Here is an 11,851-nt window from a genome sequence, read left to right on the forward strand (position 1 = left end):
TCAGCGCCGCTGCCGCAGAAACTCGACCACCGCGGCCTGGTCGCCACTGAAGATCACCCGGGAGGCCTTGCTCTCGCGCTGGTAGGCGTACATGGGGTCGTAGTATTCCGCCAGCAGGCCGTCGATCCAGCCCCGATGGCCCGCCACCTCACCCGAGCGCTGCTGCTCGGCCAGGGCGTCCTCGAGGATCGCCGACAACCGCTGGAATCTTTCACCACCGAGGCGCTTGGCGATGCCGGAGAGGCTCTTGCGCAACTGCTCGGCGAACAGGACGAAGCCCTGCTCCGGTCCGTGCAGCTCGACGAATTCCGCCGCTAGGTCGATGACATAGTCACGCAGGATGCGCTCGATGCGATTCTCCCGGCTGTCTTCCAGCCAGACCAGCGGGAACTGCTGCATGCCCTGGTGCAATTCCAGGGGCAGCGAGCAACGCCCGACCAGGCGCGATTCGTCTTCCAGCACGAACTGCGACTGCCCGGCATGGCGCCGCCGCAGCAGGTCGATGGCCAGGCGGTTCTCGAAATCGATCTGCCCCGGCTGGGGCGTAGCACGCTTGCCGAAGCTGGAGCCGCGGTGATTGGCATGGCCTTCGAGATCCACGGCGTTGTCGAGCTGGGCCACCACCTCGGTCTTGCCGGTGCCGGTCATGCCGCCCACCACCACGAAGCTGCACTCGGCCAAGGCCTGCTGCAGCGTCTCGATGAGCAGGGTCCGCATGGCCTTGTAGCCGCCCACTACTCGGGGATAGGCGATACCGGCTTCGCTGCGCAGCCATTCCTGGCTGATCTGGGAGCGCAGGCCGCCGCGGAAGCAATAGAGGTAGCCCTCCGGATGGGCCTGGGCGAAGTCAGCCCAGGCCTGGACGCGCGCCTCTTTCACCGAACCGGAGACCAACTGGTGGCCGAGTTGCAGCGCCGCCTGCTGGCCCTGCTGCTTGTAGCGGGTACCCACCCGCTGGCGCTCCAGGTCATTCATCAACGGCAGGTTGGTCGCCAGGGGAAAGGCGCCCTTGGCGAATTCCACCGGCGCCCGGACGTCGATCAGGGGCACATCGCTCAGGAACAGCGCCCGCAGGTCGCGGGCATCCTCACGCTGGGTCATCAGGCCACCTCGACCGCGTGGGCGCGACGTTCCACCAGTTGCCCGATGGGTTGCAGGGCTAGGCCCAGCTCCGCGGCCACGGCGAGGAATTCCGCCTCGCCTGCGGGCGCCACGGCCACCAGCAGGCCGCCGCTGGTCTGGGGATCGCACAGCAGCTGGCGCCGCTGTTCGTCCAGCGGGGCGATGCGCGCGCCGTAGCTATCGAAATTGCGCTCCGTGCCGCCGGGCACGCAGCCCTGCTGCAGATAGAAGTCCACCCCTTCCAGCCGGGGAATGGCGGCGAAGTCGAGTTCGGCGGTCAGACCACTGCCGTCGGCCATCTCCACCAGGTGGCCGAGCAGGCCGAAGCCGGTGACATCGGTCATGGCCGTCACCCCCGCCAGGCGGCCGAAGCGGCTGCCGGGGCGATTGAGCTGGCACATGGTGTCCCGCGCCAGGTGGCGATCTTCGGGACGCAGCAAGGCGCGTTTCTCGGCGGTGGTGAGGATGCCGATGCCCAGCGGCTTGGTCAGATAGAGGCGGCTGCCCAGGGTGGCGGTGTCGTTGCGCTTGAGATGGCGCTTCTCGACGATCCCGGTCACCGCTAGGCCGAAGATCGGCTCTGGGGCATCGATGGAGTGACCACCGGCCAGGGGAATGCCGGCCTCGTCGCAGACCCGCCGCCCACCGGCGATCACTTCCCGGGCCACCTCGGGCGGCAGGACGTTGACCGGCCAGCCGAGGATGGCGATGGCCAGCAGCGGGTCGCCGCCCATGGCATAGATGTCGCTGATGGCATTGGTGGCGGCGATCCGGCCGAAGTCGAAGGGGTCGTCGACGATGGGCATGAAGAAATCGGTGGTGCAGACCACCCCGCGCTCTTCGTCCAGGCCATAGACCGCCGCGTCGTCACGCGAGGCGTTGCCTACCCACAGCCGCGGATCCAGATGCTGGGCGCCGCTCCCCGCCAGGATGGTCTCCAGGGTCTTGGGTGCGATCTTGCAACCACAACCGGCGCCGTGGCTGTATTGGGTGAGGCGAATGGGATTGGTCATCGGGACTCCGGATCAGCGGCGCGGCTCGCTCGACGAGCTGCGCGAGGGGCGGTAATAGTAGCAAAAGCCTGTCCCGGCGCGGGGATGGCGGCGCCTAACAGATCGCCCGCCAAAGCAAAAGGGCTGTTTTTTGGCGGTAATCCACAGTTGCTGTGGATAACCTCGTGGAAAACCCCGAACGGACCTCTGACAACCGAGCGGCAGTGCGGCGATGGACGAACTGGCGATTTTTTAGCCGGTGCGCCCAACTATTTTTTCCCCGCGAAGGGTAGCGGACAGCGGCGCCGTGCGTTATGGCCAGGGTGCGCTAGCATTGGCGGTTTCCCAGGTCATAGCGGTGCCCATGTCCTCTCTCGCCACCTCCCGCCCCAGCCCCTGGCAACGCGGCCTGTTGCTCGCCAGCCTCATGCTCATCGCCCTCAACCTGCGTCCGGCGCTCTCCAGCCTGGCGCCGCTGCTGCGCCAGATCGAAGGCAGCACCGGTCTTTCCAGCAGCGCCGTCGGCCTGCTCACCACCCTGCCGGTACTCTGCCTCGGCCTGTTCGCCCCCCTGGCACCACGCCTGGCGCGGCGCTGGGGCAGCGAACGCGCCCTGGGCGCCATCCTGGCGCTGCTGGCGGCGGGCATTGTCCTGCGCAGCCTGCTGCCACCCGCCGGGCTGTTTCTCGGCAGCCTGATCGCCGGCGCCTGCATCGGCATCCTCGGCGTGCTGCTGCCGGCCCTGGTCAAGCGCGATTTCCCCGCCCAGGCGGGGCAACTGATGGGGCTCTACACCATGATGCTGTGCATCGGCGCAGCCATAGCGGCCGGGGCGACCGCGCCGCTCGCCGAGGCCTTCGGCGGCCACTGGCAGCCCGCCCTCGCCGCCTGGGCGCTGGTGGCCCTGGTGGCCCTGCTGGTCTGGCTGCCGCAACTGCGCCAGCCTCCGAGCCAAACGCCGGCTCGGGGCGCGGGTGGCTCCCTCTGGCGCAACCGCCTGGCCTGGCAGATCACCCTCTACATGGGCCTGCAATCCTCGCTGGCCTACATCGTGTTCGGCTGGCTGCCCACCCTGCTGATGGACCGCGGCCTGGGCACCGTACAGGCCGGCCTGATGCTGTCCGGCTCGGTACTGACCCAGCTGCTCAGCGCCCTGACCGCCCCCTGGCTGGCGACCCGCGGGCGCGACCAGCGCCTGGCCATCGTGGTGGTGATGGTCCTCACCCTGGCCGGCCTGCTGGGCTGTCTCTATGCCCCCGTGGGCAGCCTCTGGCTATGGGCGGTGGTGCTGGGGCTGGGCCAGGGCGGCACCTTCAGCCTGGCGCTGGCCCTGCTGGTACTGCGCTCGCGGGATGCGGAAACCGCCGGGCGGCTATCCGGCATGGCCCAGGGCGCGGGCTACAGCCTGGCCTCCCTCGGCCCGCTGCTGGTTGGCGTCCTGCACGACGCCACCCACAGCTGGGCGCCTATGGGGGTGCTGTTCTGCGTGATCGCCGTGCTGGCCACCCTGTTCGGCCTGGGCGCGGGTCGCACCCGCTACGTCAACGACGTCTAGGAACGCCGGTAGAGACCGGCGGGCCGGTTGCCGTCGGCCTGCAGCCGCGGCGCGCGGACGCCGGCCTCCCGCAGGGCGCCCTGCCAGGCCTCGGCCTGGGCGCCGCCCAGGGTCACGGCAACATCGCCATTAAGCGCCAGCGCCGCGGCGACGCGTGTGATCCAGGGCGCCGCCGGTGCCTCTGCCAGTGCCGGCAGCAGTAGCTGGCCGTCGCGCTGCAATTCCTTGAGCAGGGTGGCGGCGGTAGGCAACAGCTCGGGCAAGGGCTGGTTGGCCCGCAGTCGCTCGGCGTGCAGATAGCCACGGCGATTGCCCCGGGTGATGCCGTACAGCGTCAGCACCGTCTGGGGCTGCGCCAGCTGCAGCACCATCAGGCCCTGCTGGTCGTCGGGCCCGAAGAGCATGGCCTCGCCCAGTACCGTGTTGGCGATGACGTTGCTGGCACCACAGTCACGCCCCTCGCACCAGTAAAGCAGCGTCGCGCCCTGCTGCTGCAGCCGCTGGCGTTCGCCGTCGAGGCGCGCCAATGGCGGGTGACCGCTGGCCAGTTCGAAGGTCTGGGTCAGGAGCTCGCCCTCGACCTGCAGCGAATCCTCCAAGCGGAGGCGACCGCCGATGCGACTGGCGGGCCCCAGCGGATAGCGGCGCTCGGCGGCCGTCGGTCCGGCCTCGCGGACGAGTTGCGCGTGATCCAGGGGCGCAAGTTCGGGCAGTACCTCTGCCTGGGTCCAGCCGGCGAACAGCAGCAGGCCGAGCAACAGGGGCTGGCGGAGGGATAGGCAGCAGGGATAAGGCGGACGGCTAGGCATGCCGCATTATTCGTCCACCCCGGTCCTGGCGGCAAAGAAGGCATTGAAACAATCTGCGACGGCCTGGGCACCCTGGGCATCGTCCAGGTGCAGATGGTGCCCACCTGGCAGCTCATGGAGGGTGAAGCAGGCCTGTTCCCGGGCCAGTGCCAGGGCCTCCGGATGGGGCCGCAGCAAGCCGCCCGCGGCGATCACCAGGGCGGTCGGGCAACTCAGGGCACGCACGCAGGCCCGGGCTTGCTCGGGTGTGAACCTCAGCCGACTGGGCAGGCGCAGGTGCGGATCGGAGCGCCAGGTGTAGCCACCGGGCACGGCCATCAGGCCACGCTCCGCCAGCAGCTCGGCCGCCTCCTGACTCACCGTCAGGGCGCCGCGCAAGCGCGCCGCCACGGCCTCTTCCACGCTGGCATAGACCGGCTTGCGGCGGTTGGGCAACTCCAGTTCCGCCAACAGCGCCTTGCCCAATTTCTCGGGCACCTCCGCCGCCGGCGTGGTGTAGGGCAGCAGGCCGTCGATCAGCGCCAGGCGTTCGATCCGCTCCGGCAAGGCCGCGGCGGCGATGACGCTGGCGATGGCGCCCATGGAGTGTCCGAGCAGGCTGAAGCGCTTCCACCCCAGCTGCTCGGCGGCGGCCAGCACGTCCAGCACGTAATCCTGGATGGCGTAGCCGACTCCCGGCGGCCGGTGCGCCGACAAGCCGTGCCCCGGCAGGTCCAGGGCGACGATGCGCAGGCCAGTCAGCCGCGGCGCCAACTGGGCGAAGGTCATGGCGTTGTCCAGCCAGCCATGCAGCGCCAGTACCGGATAGCCATTTTCCGGGCCGAACGCGCGCGCGCTCAACTCCACGTGGGGTAGCTCCAGCCGGAGCTCCTGGACGTGCGCCGTCATGCTCAGGAGGCGTCCCGCTGCAGCGGCACCACGGCCACGGTCAGGCGCGACACGCAGGTCAGCCGCCCCTCGTCATCGCTCAGGCGGATGTCCCAGACGTGGCTGCTGCGGCCCAGGTGCAGGGGGCGGGCCACCGCCGTCACCCGCCCGGTCCGTACGCCGCGCAGGTGGTTGGCGTTGATTTCCTGGCCGACGCAGTAGTACCGCGCTCTATCCACGCACAGCATGCTGGCGATCGAGCCCGCGGTTTCCGCGAGGGCCACCGAGGCGCCGCCATGCAGCAGGCCCATCGGCTGGTGGGTGCGAGGGTCCACCACCATGCTGGCGGTCAGGCTGGTGTCGTCCCAGGCCTCGATGCGCATGTCCAGGTGTTCGCCCAGGGTGTTCTCGAGCTGGCGGGTAAGGTCCGCGGGGTCCGGGAGGGTCTGCCAGATGCTCATGCTCTTTCCTTGCACAGTCGTCAGCCGTCGACGCGGGTGACCAGGGTGAAACCACCGGCCAGGGGCAGGAGCGCTTCCAGGCACAGCAGCGAGGCGGTGCCCATGGCTACCGGCGCCTGCCTATGCCCGTGCAGCAGCCAACCGGCCAGTTCGCCGACGAAGGGGTTGTGGGTCACCAGCAGCAGCTCCGCCACCTCCAGCCGCGCCAGCTCGTTCAAGGCCTGCTCGGGCGCGCCGTCGGGGGTCGCCCAGTCGGCGAGGCGCGGCTCGTCCGGCCAGCCCAGGTGCTGCTGCACCAGGGCGGCGGTCTGCCGCGCCCGTACATAGGGGCTGGTCAGGATCAGCTGCAGCCCGGCGCCGCTCAGCGCCTGGGCACTGCGTAGGACCGCGGCGCGCCCGGCAGCGGTCAGCTCGCGCTGTTCGTCGCTGGGCGCCCGTGCCTCAGCCTCGCCATGGCGCAGCAGCCAGAGTCTCATGGCGCGGTCGCGGAACGCTCGTCGCGCCCAGCCTCGGCCGGCCAGTCGGCGAAGGGCCAGGGCTTCACCTCGCTGGCGAAGGTACCAAAGCGCACGATCTGGGCGAGATAGGTCGCCAGCGCGGCGCCGAAGGCGATCAGGCCCGGGTTGGCCTCGCCCTTGATCAGCCGGACCACCAGCTGCACCAGCACCACCACCGCCAGCAGGTACTGCGCACCCAGCCAGACGAACAGGAACAGCAGCATCCAGATCAGGCGCAGGCCTAGCAGCTCGCGGGAATGCACGGGTTCGGACATGGAAATTCCTCTTTTTCAATCAGTGTAGCGGCTCAGCGCCTGGACGGACGCTCAGCCGAAGGGGACGTCGGCCACATCGACGTCGGTCTTGGGCTCACCGCCCATCAGCGCCTCGATCACCTGCCCCAGGCTGCGCCCCTCGAACAGGATGGCATAGAGGCCGTTGACCAGGGGCATGTAGACGCCCAGTTCATCCGCTTTTTCCTTCAATACCCTGAGGGTGTTGACGCCTTCGGCGGTCTCGCCGATCTGCGCCACCGCCTCTTCCAGGCTGAGCCCGCGCCCAAGCGCATGCCCCACCCGATAGTTGCGACTTTTCTCGGACGAGCAGGTGACGATCAGGTCGCCGACCCCGGCCAGGCCCAGGTAGGTGATGGGATTGGCGCCGCGCTGCACGGCGAAGCGGGTCATTTCCGCCAGGGCGCGGGTGATCAGCATGCTGCGGGTGTTCTCGCCCATTTCCAGCGCGGCGGCCATGCCGGCGATGATGGCGTAGACATTCTTCAGGGCGCCGGCCAGTTCCACGCCGAGGCGGTCGGCGCTGGCGTAGACGCGGAAGGTGCGCCCGTGCAGCACCGCCTGGACCTGGCGACAGACGGCTTCGTCCTCGCTGGCCACCACGGTGGCGGTGAGCTGGTGCTCGGCGATCTCTCGGGCGAGGTTGGGCCCGGAGATGATGCCGATGCGCGCCCGCGGCACGATTTCCGCCAGGATCTCGCTCATCAGCATGAAGGAATGCGCCTCGATGCCCTTGGTGGTGCTGACCAGGAAGCGCCCTTCCAGCTCGCGGGCGATGGGCGCCAGGGCCTGGCGCAGAGCGCTCGACGGCAGCGCCACCAGCACCAGTTCGCAATCGGCGATGGCCGCCTGCAGGTCGCTGGTGGCCTCCACCGCGGCATGGACCTTGATGCCCTTGAGGTAGCGCGGGTTCTCGCGCTCGCGGCGGATGGTCTCGGCCTGCTGGGGATCGCGCATCCACAAGCGCACCGGCAGCCCGTTCTCGGCGACCAGGTTGGCCAGGGCGGTACCGAAACTGCCGCCGCCCAGGACGGCGATGGGGGATTGGACTGTCATCGAAACTCTCGTCTGCACCGCGATCGCGCGGCCTGGTCGCCAGTATACGGTAGCCGCTCGCGCGGCCCAGAGCCCGTTCTCGTGACGGCTGCCGGTCGACCGAAGGGCGTTGAAAAGCCCGGCAGGATGCCCATCTTGCCTCCAGGATTGCGCGTCCCCGTGGCCTCTCGCCCGGCCTGGTGGCCGGGTGCGAGACCACCAACAGCCGTCCAGGATGGAGAATTGACTGCGGAAAGTGCACAATGGTCCGTTAACGAGCGGGGCGCTGGCCTGTGACTTTCCCGATGCCCCGGCAGTCTACTGCTACACAAAGCCATACCCAGAGCGACCTTGGAGTCGCCAGAGCCTGGATCTAGGCCAGCTACAGGAGCTTGCATGACCAAACAACACGCCTTTACCTACGAAGACTTGCTGCGCTGCAGCCGTGGCGAGCTCTTCGGGCCGGGTAATGCCCAACTGCCCGCGCCGAACATGCTGATGATCGATCGGATCGTGCATATCAGCGAGGTAGGCGGGAAATACGGCAAGGGCGAACTGGTGGCGGAACTCGACATCCGTCCCGACCTCTGGTTCTTCGGTTGTCATTTCGAGGGCGATCCGGTGATGCCGGGCTGCCTGGGCCTGGATGCCATGTGGCAACTGGTCGGTTTCTACCTTGGCTGGCAGGGCAACCCGGGTCGCGGTCGCGCGCTGGGCTCCGGCGAAGTCAAGTTCTTCGGCCAGGTACTGCCGACCGCCAAGAAGGTCACCTACAATATCCATATCAAGCGCACCATCAACAGGTCGCTCATTCTGGCCATCGCCGATGGCACCGTTAGCGTGGACGGCCGCGAGATCTACTCCGCCGAAGGTCTGCGCGTCGGCCTGTTCACTTCCACCGACAGCTTCTAAGGGCTTTTCGCATGCGTCGCGTCGTCATTACCGGTCTGGGTATCGTTTCGTGCCTGGGCAATGATAAAGACACCGTTTCCGCCAACCTGCGCGCGGGCCGTGCCGGCATCCGTCACAACGCGGAATACGCCGAGATGGGTCTGCGCAGTCAGGTTTCCGGTTCCATCGACCTGAACCTCGAAGAATTGATCGACCGCAAGGTCAAGCGCTTCGTCGGCGATGCCGCCGCCTACGCCTACCTGGCGATGGAGCAGGCGATCAAGGACTCCGGTCTCTCCGAAGAGCAGGTCTCCAACCCCCGTACCGGCCTGATCGCCGGCTCCGGTGGCGCTTCCACCTTCAACCAGATGGAAGCCCTGGACATCCTGCGCGAGAAGGGCGTCAAGCGCGTCGGTCCCTACCGTGTGACCCGGACCATGAGCAGCACGGTTTCCGCCTGCCTGGCCACGCCCTTCAAGATCAAGGGGCTGAACTACTCGGTAGCCTCGGCCTGCGCCACCAGCGCCCACTGCATCGGCCTGGCCATGGAGCAGATCCAGCTCGGCAAGCAGGACGTGGTCTTCGCCGGTGGTGGCGAGGAAGAGCACTGGAGCCAGAGCATGCTGTTCGATGCCATGGGCGCCCTCTCCAGCGACTACAACGAGACGCCGGAAAAGGCCTCCCGTGCCTACGACAGCAAGCGTGACGGCTTCGTCATCGCTGGCGGCGGCGGCATGGTGGTGGTCGAGGAACTCGAGCACGCCCTGGCCCGTGGCGCCAAGATCTATGCCGAGATCGTCGGCTACGGCGCGACCTCCGATGGCTACGACATGGTCGCCCCGAGCGGCGAAGGCGCCATCCGCTGCATGCAGCAGGCGCTGTCCACCGTCGACGGCGAGATCGACTACCTGAACACCCACGGCACCTCCACCCCGGTGGGCGACGTGGCCGAGATCAAGGGCGTGCGCGCCGTGTTCGGCGACAAGGCTCCAGCCATCAGCTCCACCAAGAGCCTGTCGGGTCACTCCCTGGGCGCCGCCGGTGTGCACGAGGCCATCTACTGCATGCTGATGATGGAAGGCAACTTCATCGCCGGCTCGGCCAACATCGAAGAGCTGGATCCCGAGGTCGCCGACCTGCCGATCCTGCGCGAGACCAAGGAAGACGCCAAGCTGGACCTCGTCATGAGCAACAGCTTCGGCTTCGGCGGCACCAACGCCACCCTGGTCTTCAAGCGCTGGCAGGGCTGATAGCCCTCGCTTGTGTGACCCAAACGGCGCCTCTGGCGCCGTTTTTCATTTCCGCTCCCTGCCATGCTGAACCGGTCACCGGCCCCGCGGTCGAAGGCGCCGGCACTTCGCCTGCGAACCTCCAGGAAGAATGGATTCAGCAGCGCGAATAGCTTAATCTCGCGCCGCCTCGCTGTACTTGCGCAGCCGCCTTAGACAGCGCTGTCCGGCCAGACTGGGCAGAGACAAGAAACCGTTGCACCCATGGAGCCCCAATGCACAATCAAAACCAGAGCTACCGCGGACCCTTGATCGTCCTCACCATGCTGTTCTTCATGTGGGGCCTAATCACCTCGCTGAACGACATCCTGATCCCCCACCTCAAGGCGGTCTTCACCCTCAGCTACCTGCAAGCTTCGCTGATCCAATTCTGCTTCTTCACCGCCTACTTCATCGTCTCCTTCCCGGCCGGCCGGCTGGTGGAGAGCCTGGGCTACAAGAAGGGCATCATCGTCGGCCTGCTCACCGCCGGCGTCGGTTGCGTGCTGTTCTATCCCGCGGCGGGAGCCCAGTCCTACGGCTTCTTCCTGACCGCCCTGTTCGTGCTGGCGGCCGGTATCACCGTGCTGCAGGTGGCGGCGAACCCCTATGTCACCATCCTCGGCAAGCCGGAAACCGCGGCCTCGCGCCTCAACCTGACCCAGGCCTTCAACTCCCTGGGCACCACCGTCGGCCCGCTGGTCGGCGCCGTGACCATCCTCGCCCTGGTGGGTGAAGATTCCGCGGCCCACTCGGTGCAGCTGCCCTACCTGATCCTGGCCGGCATGCTGGTCGCCCTGGCGGTGATCATCGGCCTGTTCCGCCTGCCGCAGATCAAGGACACCGAGCAGGACAACGCCACCGACGAGAACGCCCTGGCCGCCAGCAGCGTCTGGGCCTATCGCCACCTGCTGCTCGGCGTGGTCGGCATCTTCATGTACGTGGGTGCGGAAGTGTCCATCGGCAGCTACCTGGTGAGCCTGATGGAAAGCCCGGACGTGGCCGGACTGAACGCCGCCACCGCCGCCAAGTACCTGTCCCTCTACTGGGGTGGCGCCATGGTCGGTCGCTTCATCGGCGGCGTGATCATGACCAAGGTGCGGCCGAACCTGGTGCTGACCTTCAATGCCATCGCCATCGGCGTGCTGCTGGCCGTGGCCGTGCTGCAGGGCGGCAAGGTCGCCATGTGGGCGCTGCTGGCCATCGGCTTCTTCAACTCCATCATGTTCCCGACCATCTTCTCCCTGGCGCTCAAGGGCCTGGGCAAGTTCACCTCCAAGGGTTCGGGCCTGCTGTGCATGGGTATCGTCGGTGGCGCGCTGGTGCCGGCCATCCAGGGCTACTTCGCCGACACCATCGGCCTGCTGCCCTCCTTCGTGATCCCGCTGATCTGCTACGTCTACATCCTGTTCTACGGCGTGATGGGCTATCGCCCCACCCTGCGTCGCTGATCCACCCTCCGAAGCGCTGGCGCCCTGCCAGCGCTTCACCCCTCCCCTCGCCATACCCTTCGCTCCTTTCCGCTAAACGGCCCGCGCCAAGCTGCATTCCGCGGCAGTGCCGCACTCTGCTCGCCTCCTGACCCGCTCCCTTCCCTAGCCTCCGCGACCGCTCGCCTATGCCTGGCTGGCACTCTTGTATGGCTCCTCGCCACGCGCTGAGCCGAGTACCGCCAGCGCGGTCGCGACCCAGTCCCAGCCCCTCCCGGTCTTCGCACGTAGGGGCGTGAAGCCCCGCTCCACCTCCTGCCGCCACGCCCATATCCCGCCCAAATAAAAACGCCCGTATCCAGGGATACGGGCGTTTCGGTATTGCCGGAGAGTCGCTCGGGGAGCGTACCCTCAGCCTAGGCTCAGGCGGTCTTGCGCGCTTCCTCGACCTCGATGGCATTCGGGCCACGGGCCAGCTCGGCGATCAAGATCCAAACCTCTCCCGGCCCTCGCGCACAGCACCACGATGCCCCGCTCCACCCGTTACGCCACAGCCAAATCCCGCCCAAATAAAAACGCCCGTATCCAGGGATACGGGCGTTTCGGTGTTGCCGGAGGGTCGCTCGGAGAG

At 67.7% G+C, this 11,851-nt stretch carries 12 protein-coding genes; 4 read left to right on the plus strand and 8 right to left on the minus strand.

Annotated features, from left to right (window positions below):
- On the minus strand, window positions 1-1,101 hold the full coding sequence (gene mnmH, locus ACYJP6_RS19020; RefSeq protein ID WP_459476774.1) for a tRNA 2-selenouridine(34) synthase MnmH: 1,101 nt from the start codon (window positions 1,099-1,101) through the stop codon (window positions 1-3).
- Entirely contained in the window at window positions 1,101-2,135 is a 1,035-nt protein-coding gene (gene selD, locus ACYJP6_RS19025) for a selenide, water dikinase SelD (RefSeq protein WP_459476776.1), read from the minus strand. The genes mnmH and selD overlap by 1 nt, the downstream gene beginning before the upstream one ends.
- 343 nt (window positions 2,136-2,478) lie before the next feature.
- Between selD and ACYJP6_RS19030 the strand changes: the two genes are divergently transcribed.
- On the plus strand, window positions 2,479-3,669 hold the full coding sequence (locus ACYJP6_RS19030; protein ID WP_459476778.1) for a CynX/NimT family MFS transporter: 1,191 nt from the start codon (window positions 2,479-2,481) through the stop codon (window positions 3,667-3,669).
- Here the strand turns inward: ACYJP6_RS19030 and ACYJP6_RS19035 are convergent.
- Genes ACYJP6_RS19035 through ACYJP6_RS19060 form a run of 6 tightly spaced genes read right to left on the minus strand, consistent with a single transcriptional unit; the run spans window position 3,666 to window position 7,652 of the window.
- Window positions 3,666-4,478, minus strand: a complete 813-nt coding sequence (locus ACYJP6_RS19035) for a DUF4892 domain-containing protein (RefSeq protein WP_459476780.1) — start codon at window positions 4,476-4,478, stop codon at window positions 3,666-3,668. The two genes, ACYJP6_RS19030 and ACYJP6_RS19035, sit on opposite strands and share 4 nt — an antisense overlap.
- Window positions 4,479-4,484: 6 nt before the next feature.
- The gene (locus ACYJP6_RS19040; RefSeq protein WP_459476782.1) at window positions 4,485-5,366 is read right to left on the minus strand and encodes an alpha/beta fold hydrolase; all 882 of its coding nucleotides are present in this window, start codon (window positions 5,364-5,366) and stop codon (window positions 4,485-4,487) included.
- A gap of 2 nt (window positions 5,367-5,368) precedes the next feature.
- A complete protein-coding gene (locus ACYJP6_RS19045) occupies window positions 5,369-5,806 on the minus strand; it encodes a hotdog fold thioesterase (protein ID WP_459476784.1) in 438 nt (145 codons plus the stop codon).
- 20 nt (window positions 5,807-5,826) lie between these two features.
- Window positions 5,827-6,282 carry a phosphohistidine phosphatase SixA gene (sixA, locus tag ACYJP6_RS19050; protein ID WP_459476786.1) on the minus strand — a complete coding sequence of 152 codons (456 nt, stop codon included), beginning with the start codon at window positions 6,280-6,282 and terminating at the stop codon, window positions 5,827-5,829.
- Complete coding sequence (locus ACYJP6_RS19055; protein WP_145008878.1) at window positions 6,279-6,578, minus strand: DUF4389 domain-containing protein; 300 nt, start codon at window positions 6,576-6,578, stop codon at window positions 6,279-6,281. Before ACYJP6_RS19055 ends, sixA begins: the two co-directional genes overlap by 4 nt.
- 51 nt (window positions 6,579-6,629) lie before the next feature.
- Window positions 6,630-7,652 carry an NAD(P)H-dependent glycerol-3-phosphate dehydrogenase gene (locus ACYJP6_RS19060; RefSeq protein ID WP_459476789.1) on the minus strand — a complete coding sequence of 341 codons (1,023 nt, stop codon included), beginning with the start codon at window positions 7,650-7,652 and terminating at the stop codon, window positions 6,630-6,632.
- A 375-nt stretch (window positions 7,653-8,027) separates the two neighbouring features.
- Here ACYJP6_RS19060 and fabA point away from each other — a divergent pair, with 375 nt between their 5' ends.
- The 3 genes from fabA to ACYJP6_RS19075 all read left to right on the plus strand — a co-directional run bounded on the left by fabA (window position 8,028) and on the right by ACYJP6_RS19075 (window position 11,241).
- Window positions 8,028-8,543, plus strand: a complete 516-nt coding sequence (gene fabA / locus ACYJP6_RS19065; RefSeq protein ID WP_058761548.1) for a 3-hydroxyacyl-[acyl-carrier-protein] dehydratase FabA — start codon at window positions 8,028-8,030, stop codon at window positions 8,541-8,543.
- An 11-nt stretch (window positions 8,544-8,554) separates the two neighbouring features.
- Window positions 8,555-9,772, plus strand: a complete 1,218-nt coding sequence (gene fabB, locus ACYJP6_RS19070) for a beta-ketoacyl-ACP synthase I (RefSeq protein ID WP_459476791.1) — start codon at window positions 8,555-8,557, stop codon at window positions 9,770-9,772.
- Between the two features lie 254 nt (window positions 9,773-10,026).
- Window positions 10,027-11,241 (plus strand): sugar MFS transporter, encoded by a 1,215-nt coding sequence (locus ACYJP6_RS19075; protein WP_145008875.1) that lies wholly within the window; start codon window positions 10,027-10,029, stop codon window positions 11,239-11,241.
- Window positions 11,242-11,851 lie beyond the last annotated feature (610 nt).

Source organism: Pseudomonas sp. No.117 (assembly GCF_054558395.1).

What these genes read in the sequence shown, in the direction of transcription:
- mnmH (WP_459476774.1), bottom strand. Translation starts at nt 1,101, where the DNA reads ATGACCCAGCGTGAGGATGCCCGCGACCTGCGGGCGCTGTTCCTGAGC.
- selD (WP_459476776.1), bottom strand. Translation starts at nt 2,135, where the DNA reads ATGACCAATCCCATTCGCCTCACCCAATACAGCCACGGCGCCGGTTGT.
- ACYJP6_RS19030 (WP_459476778.1), top strand. Translation starts at nt 2,479, where the DNA reads ATGTCCTCTCTCGCCACCTCCCGCCCCAGCCCCTGGCAACGCGGCCTG.
- ACYJP6_RS19035 (WP_459476780.1), bottom strand. Translation starts at nt 4,478, where the DNA reads ATGCCTAGCCGTCCGCCTTATCCCTGCTGCCTATCCCTCCGCCAGCCC.
- ACYJP6_RS19040 (WP_459476782.1), bottom strand. Translation starts at nt 5,366, where the DNA reads ATGACGGCGCACGTCCAGGAGCTCCGGCTGGAGCTACCCCACGTGGAG.
- ACYJP6_RS19045 (WP_459476784.1), bottom strand. Translation starts at nt 5,806, where the DNA reads ATGAGCATCTGGCAGACCCTCCCGGACCCCGCGGACCTTACCCGCCAG.
- sixA (WP_459476786.1), bottom strand. Translation starts at nt 6,282, where the DNA reads ATGAGACTCTGGCTGCTGCGCCATGGCGAGGCTGAGGCACGGGCGCCC.
- ACYJP6_RS19055 (WP_145008878.1), bottom strand. Translation starts at nt 6,578, where the DNA reads ATGTCCGAACCCGTGCATTCCCGCGAGCTGCTAGGCCTGCGCCTGATC.
- ACYJP6_RS19060 (WP_459476789.1), bottom strand. Translation starts at nt 7,652, where the DNA reads ATGACAGTCCAATCCCCCATCGCCGTCCTGGGCGGCGGCAGTTTCGGT.
- fabA (WP_058761548.1), top strand. Translation starts at nt 8,028, where the DNA reads ATGACCAAACAACACGCCTTTACCTACGAAGACTTGCTGCGCTGCAGC.
- fabB (WP_459476791.1), top strand. Translation starts at nt 8,555, where the DNA reads ATGCGTCGCGTCGTCATTACCGGTCTGGGTATCGTTTCGTGCCTGGGC.
- ACYJP6_RS19075 (WP_145008875.1), top strand. Translation starts at nt 10,027, where the DNA reads ATGCACAATCAAAACCAGAGCTACCGCGGACCCTTGATCGTCCTCACC.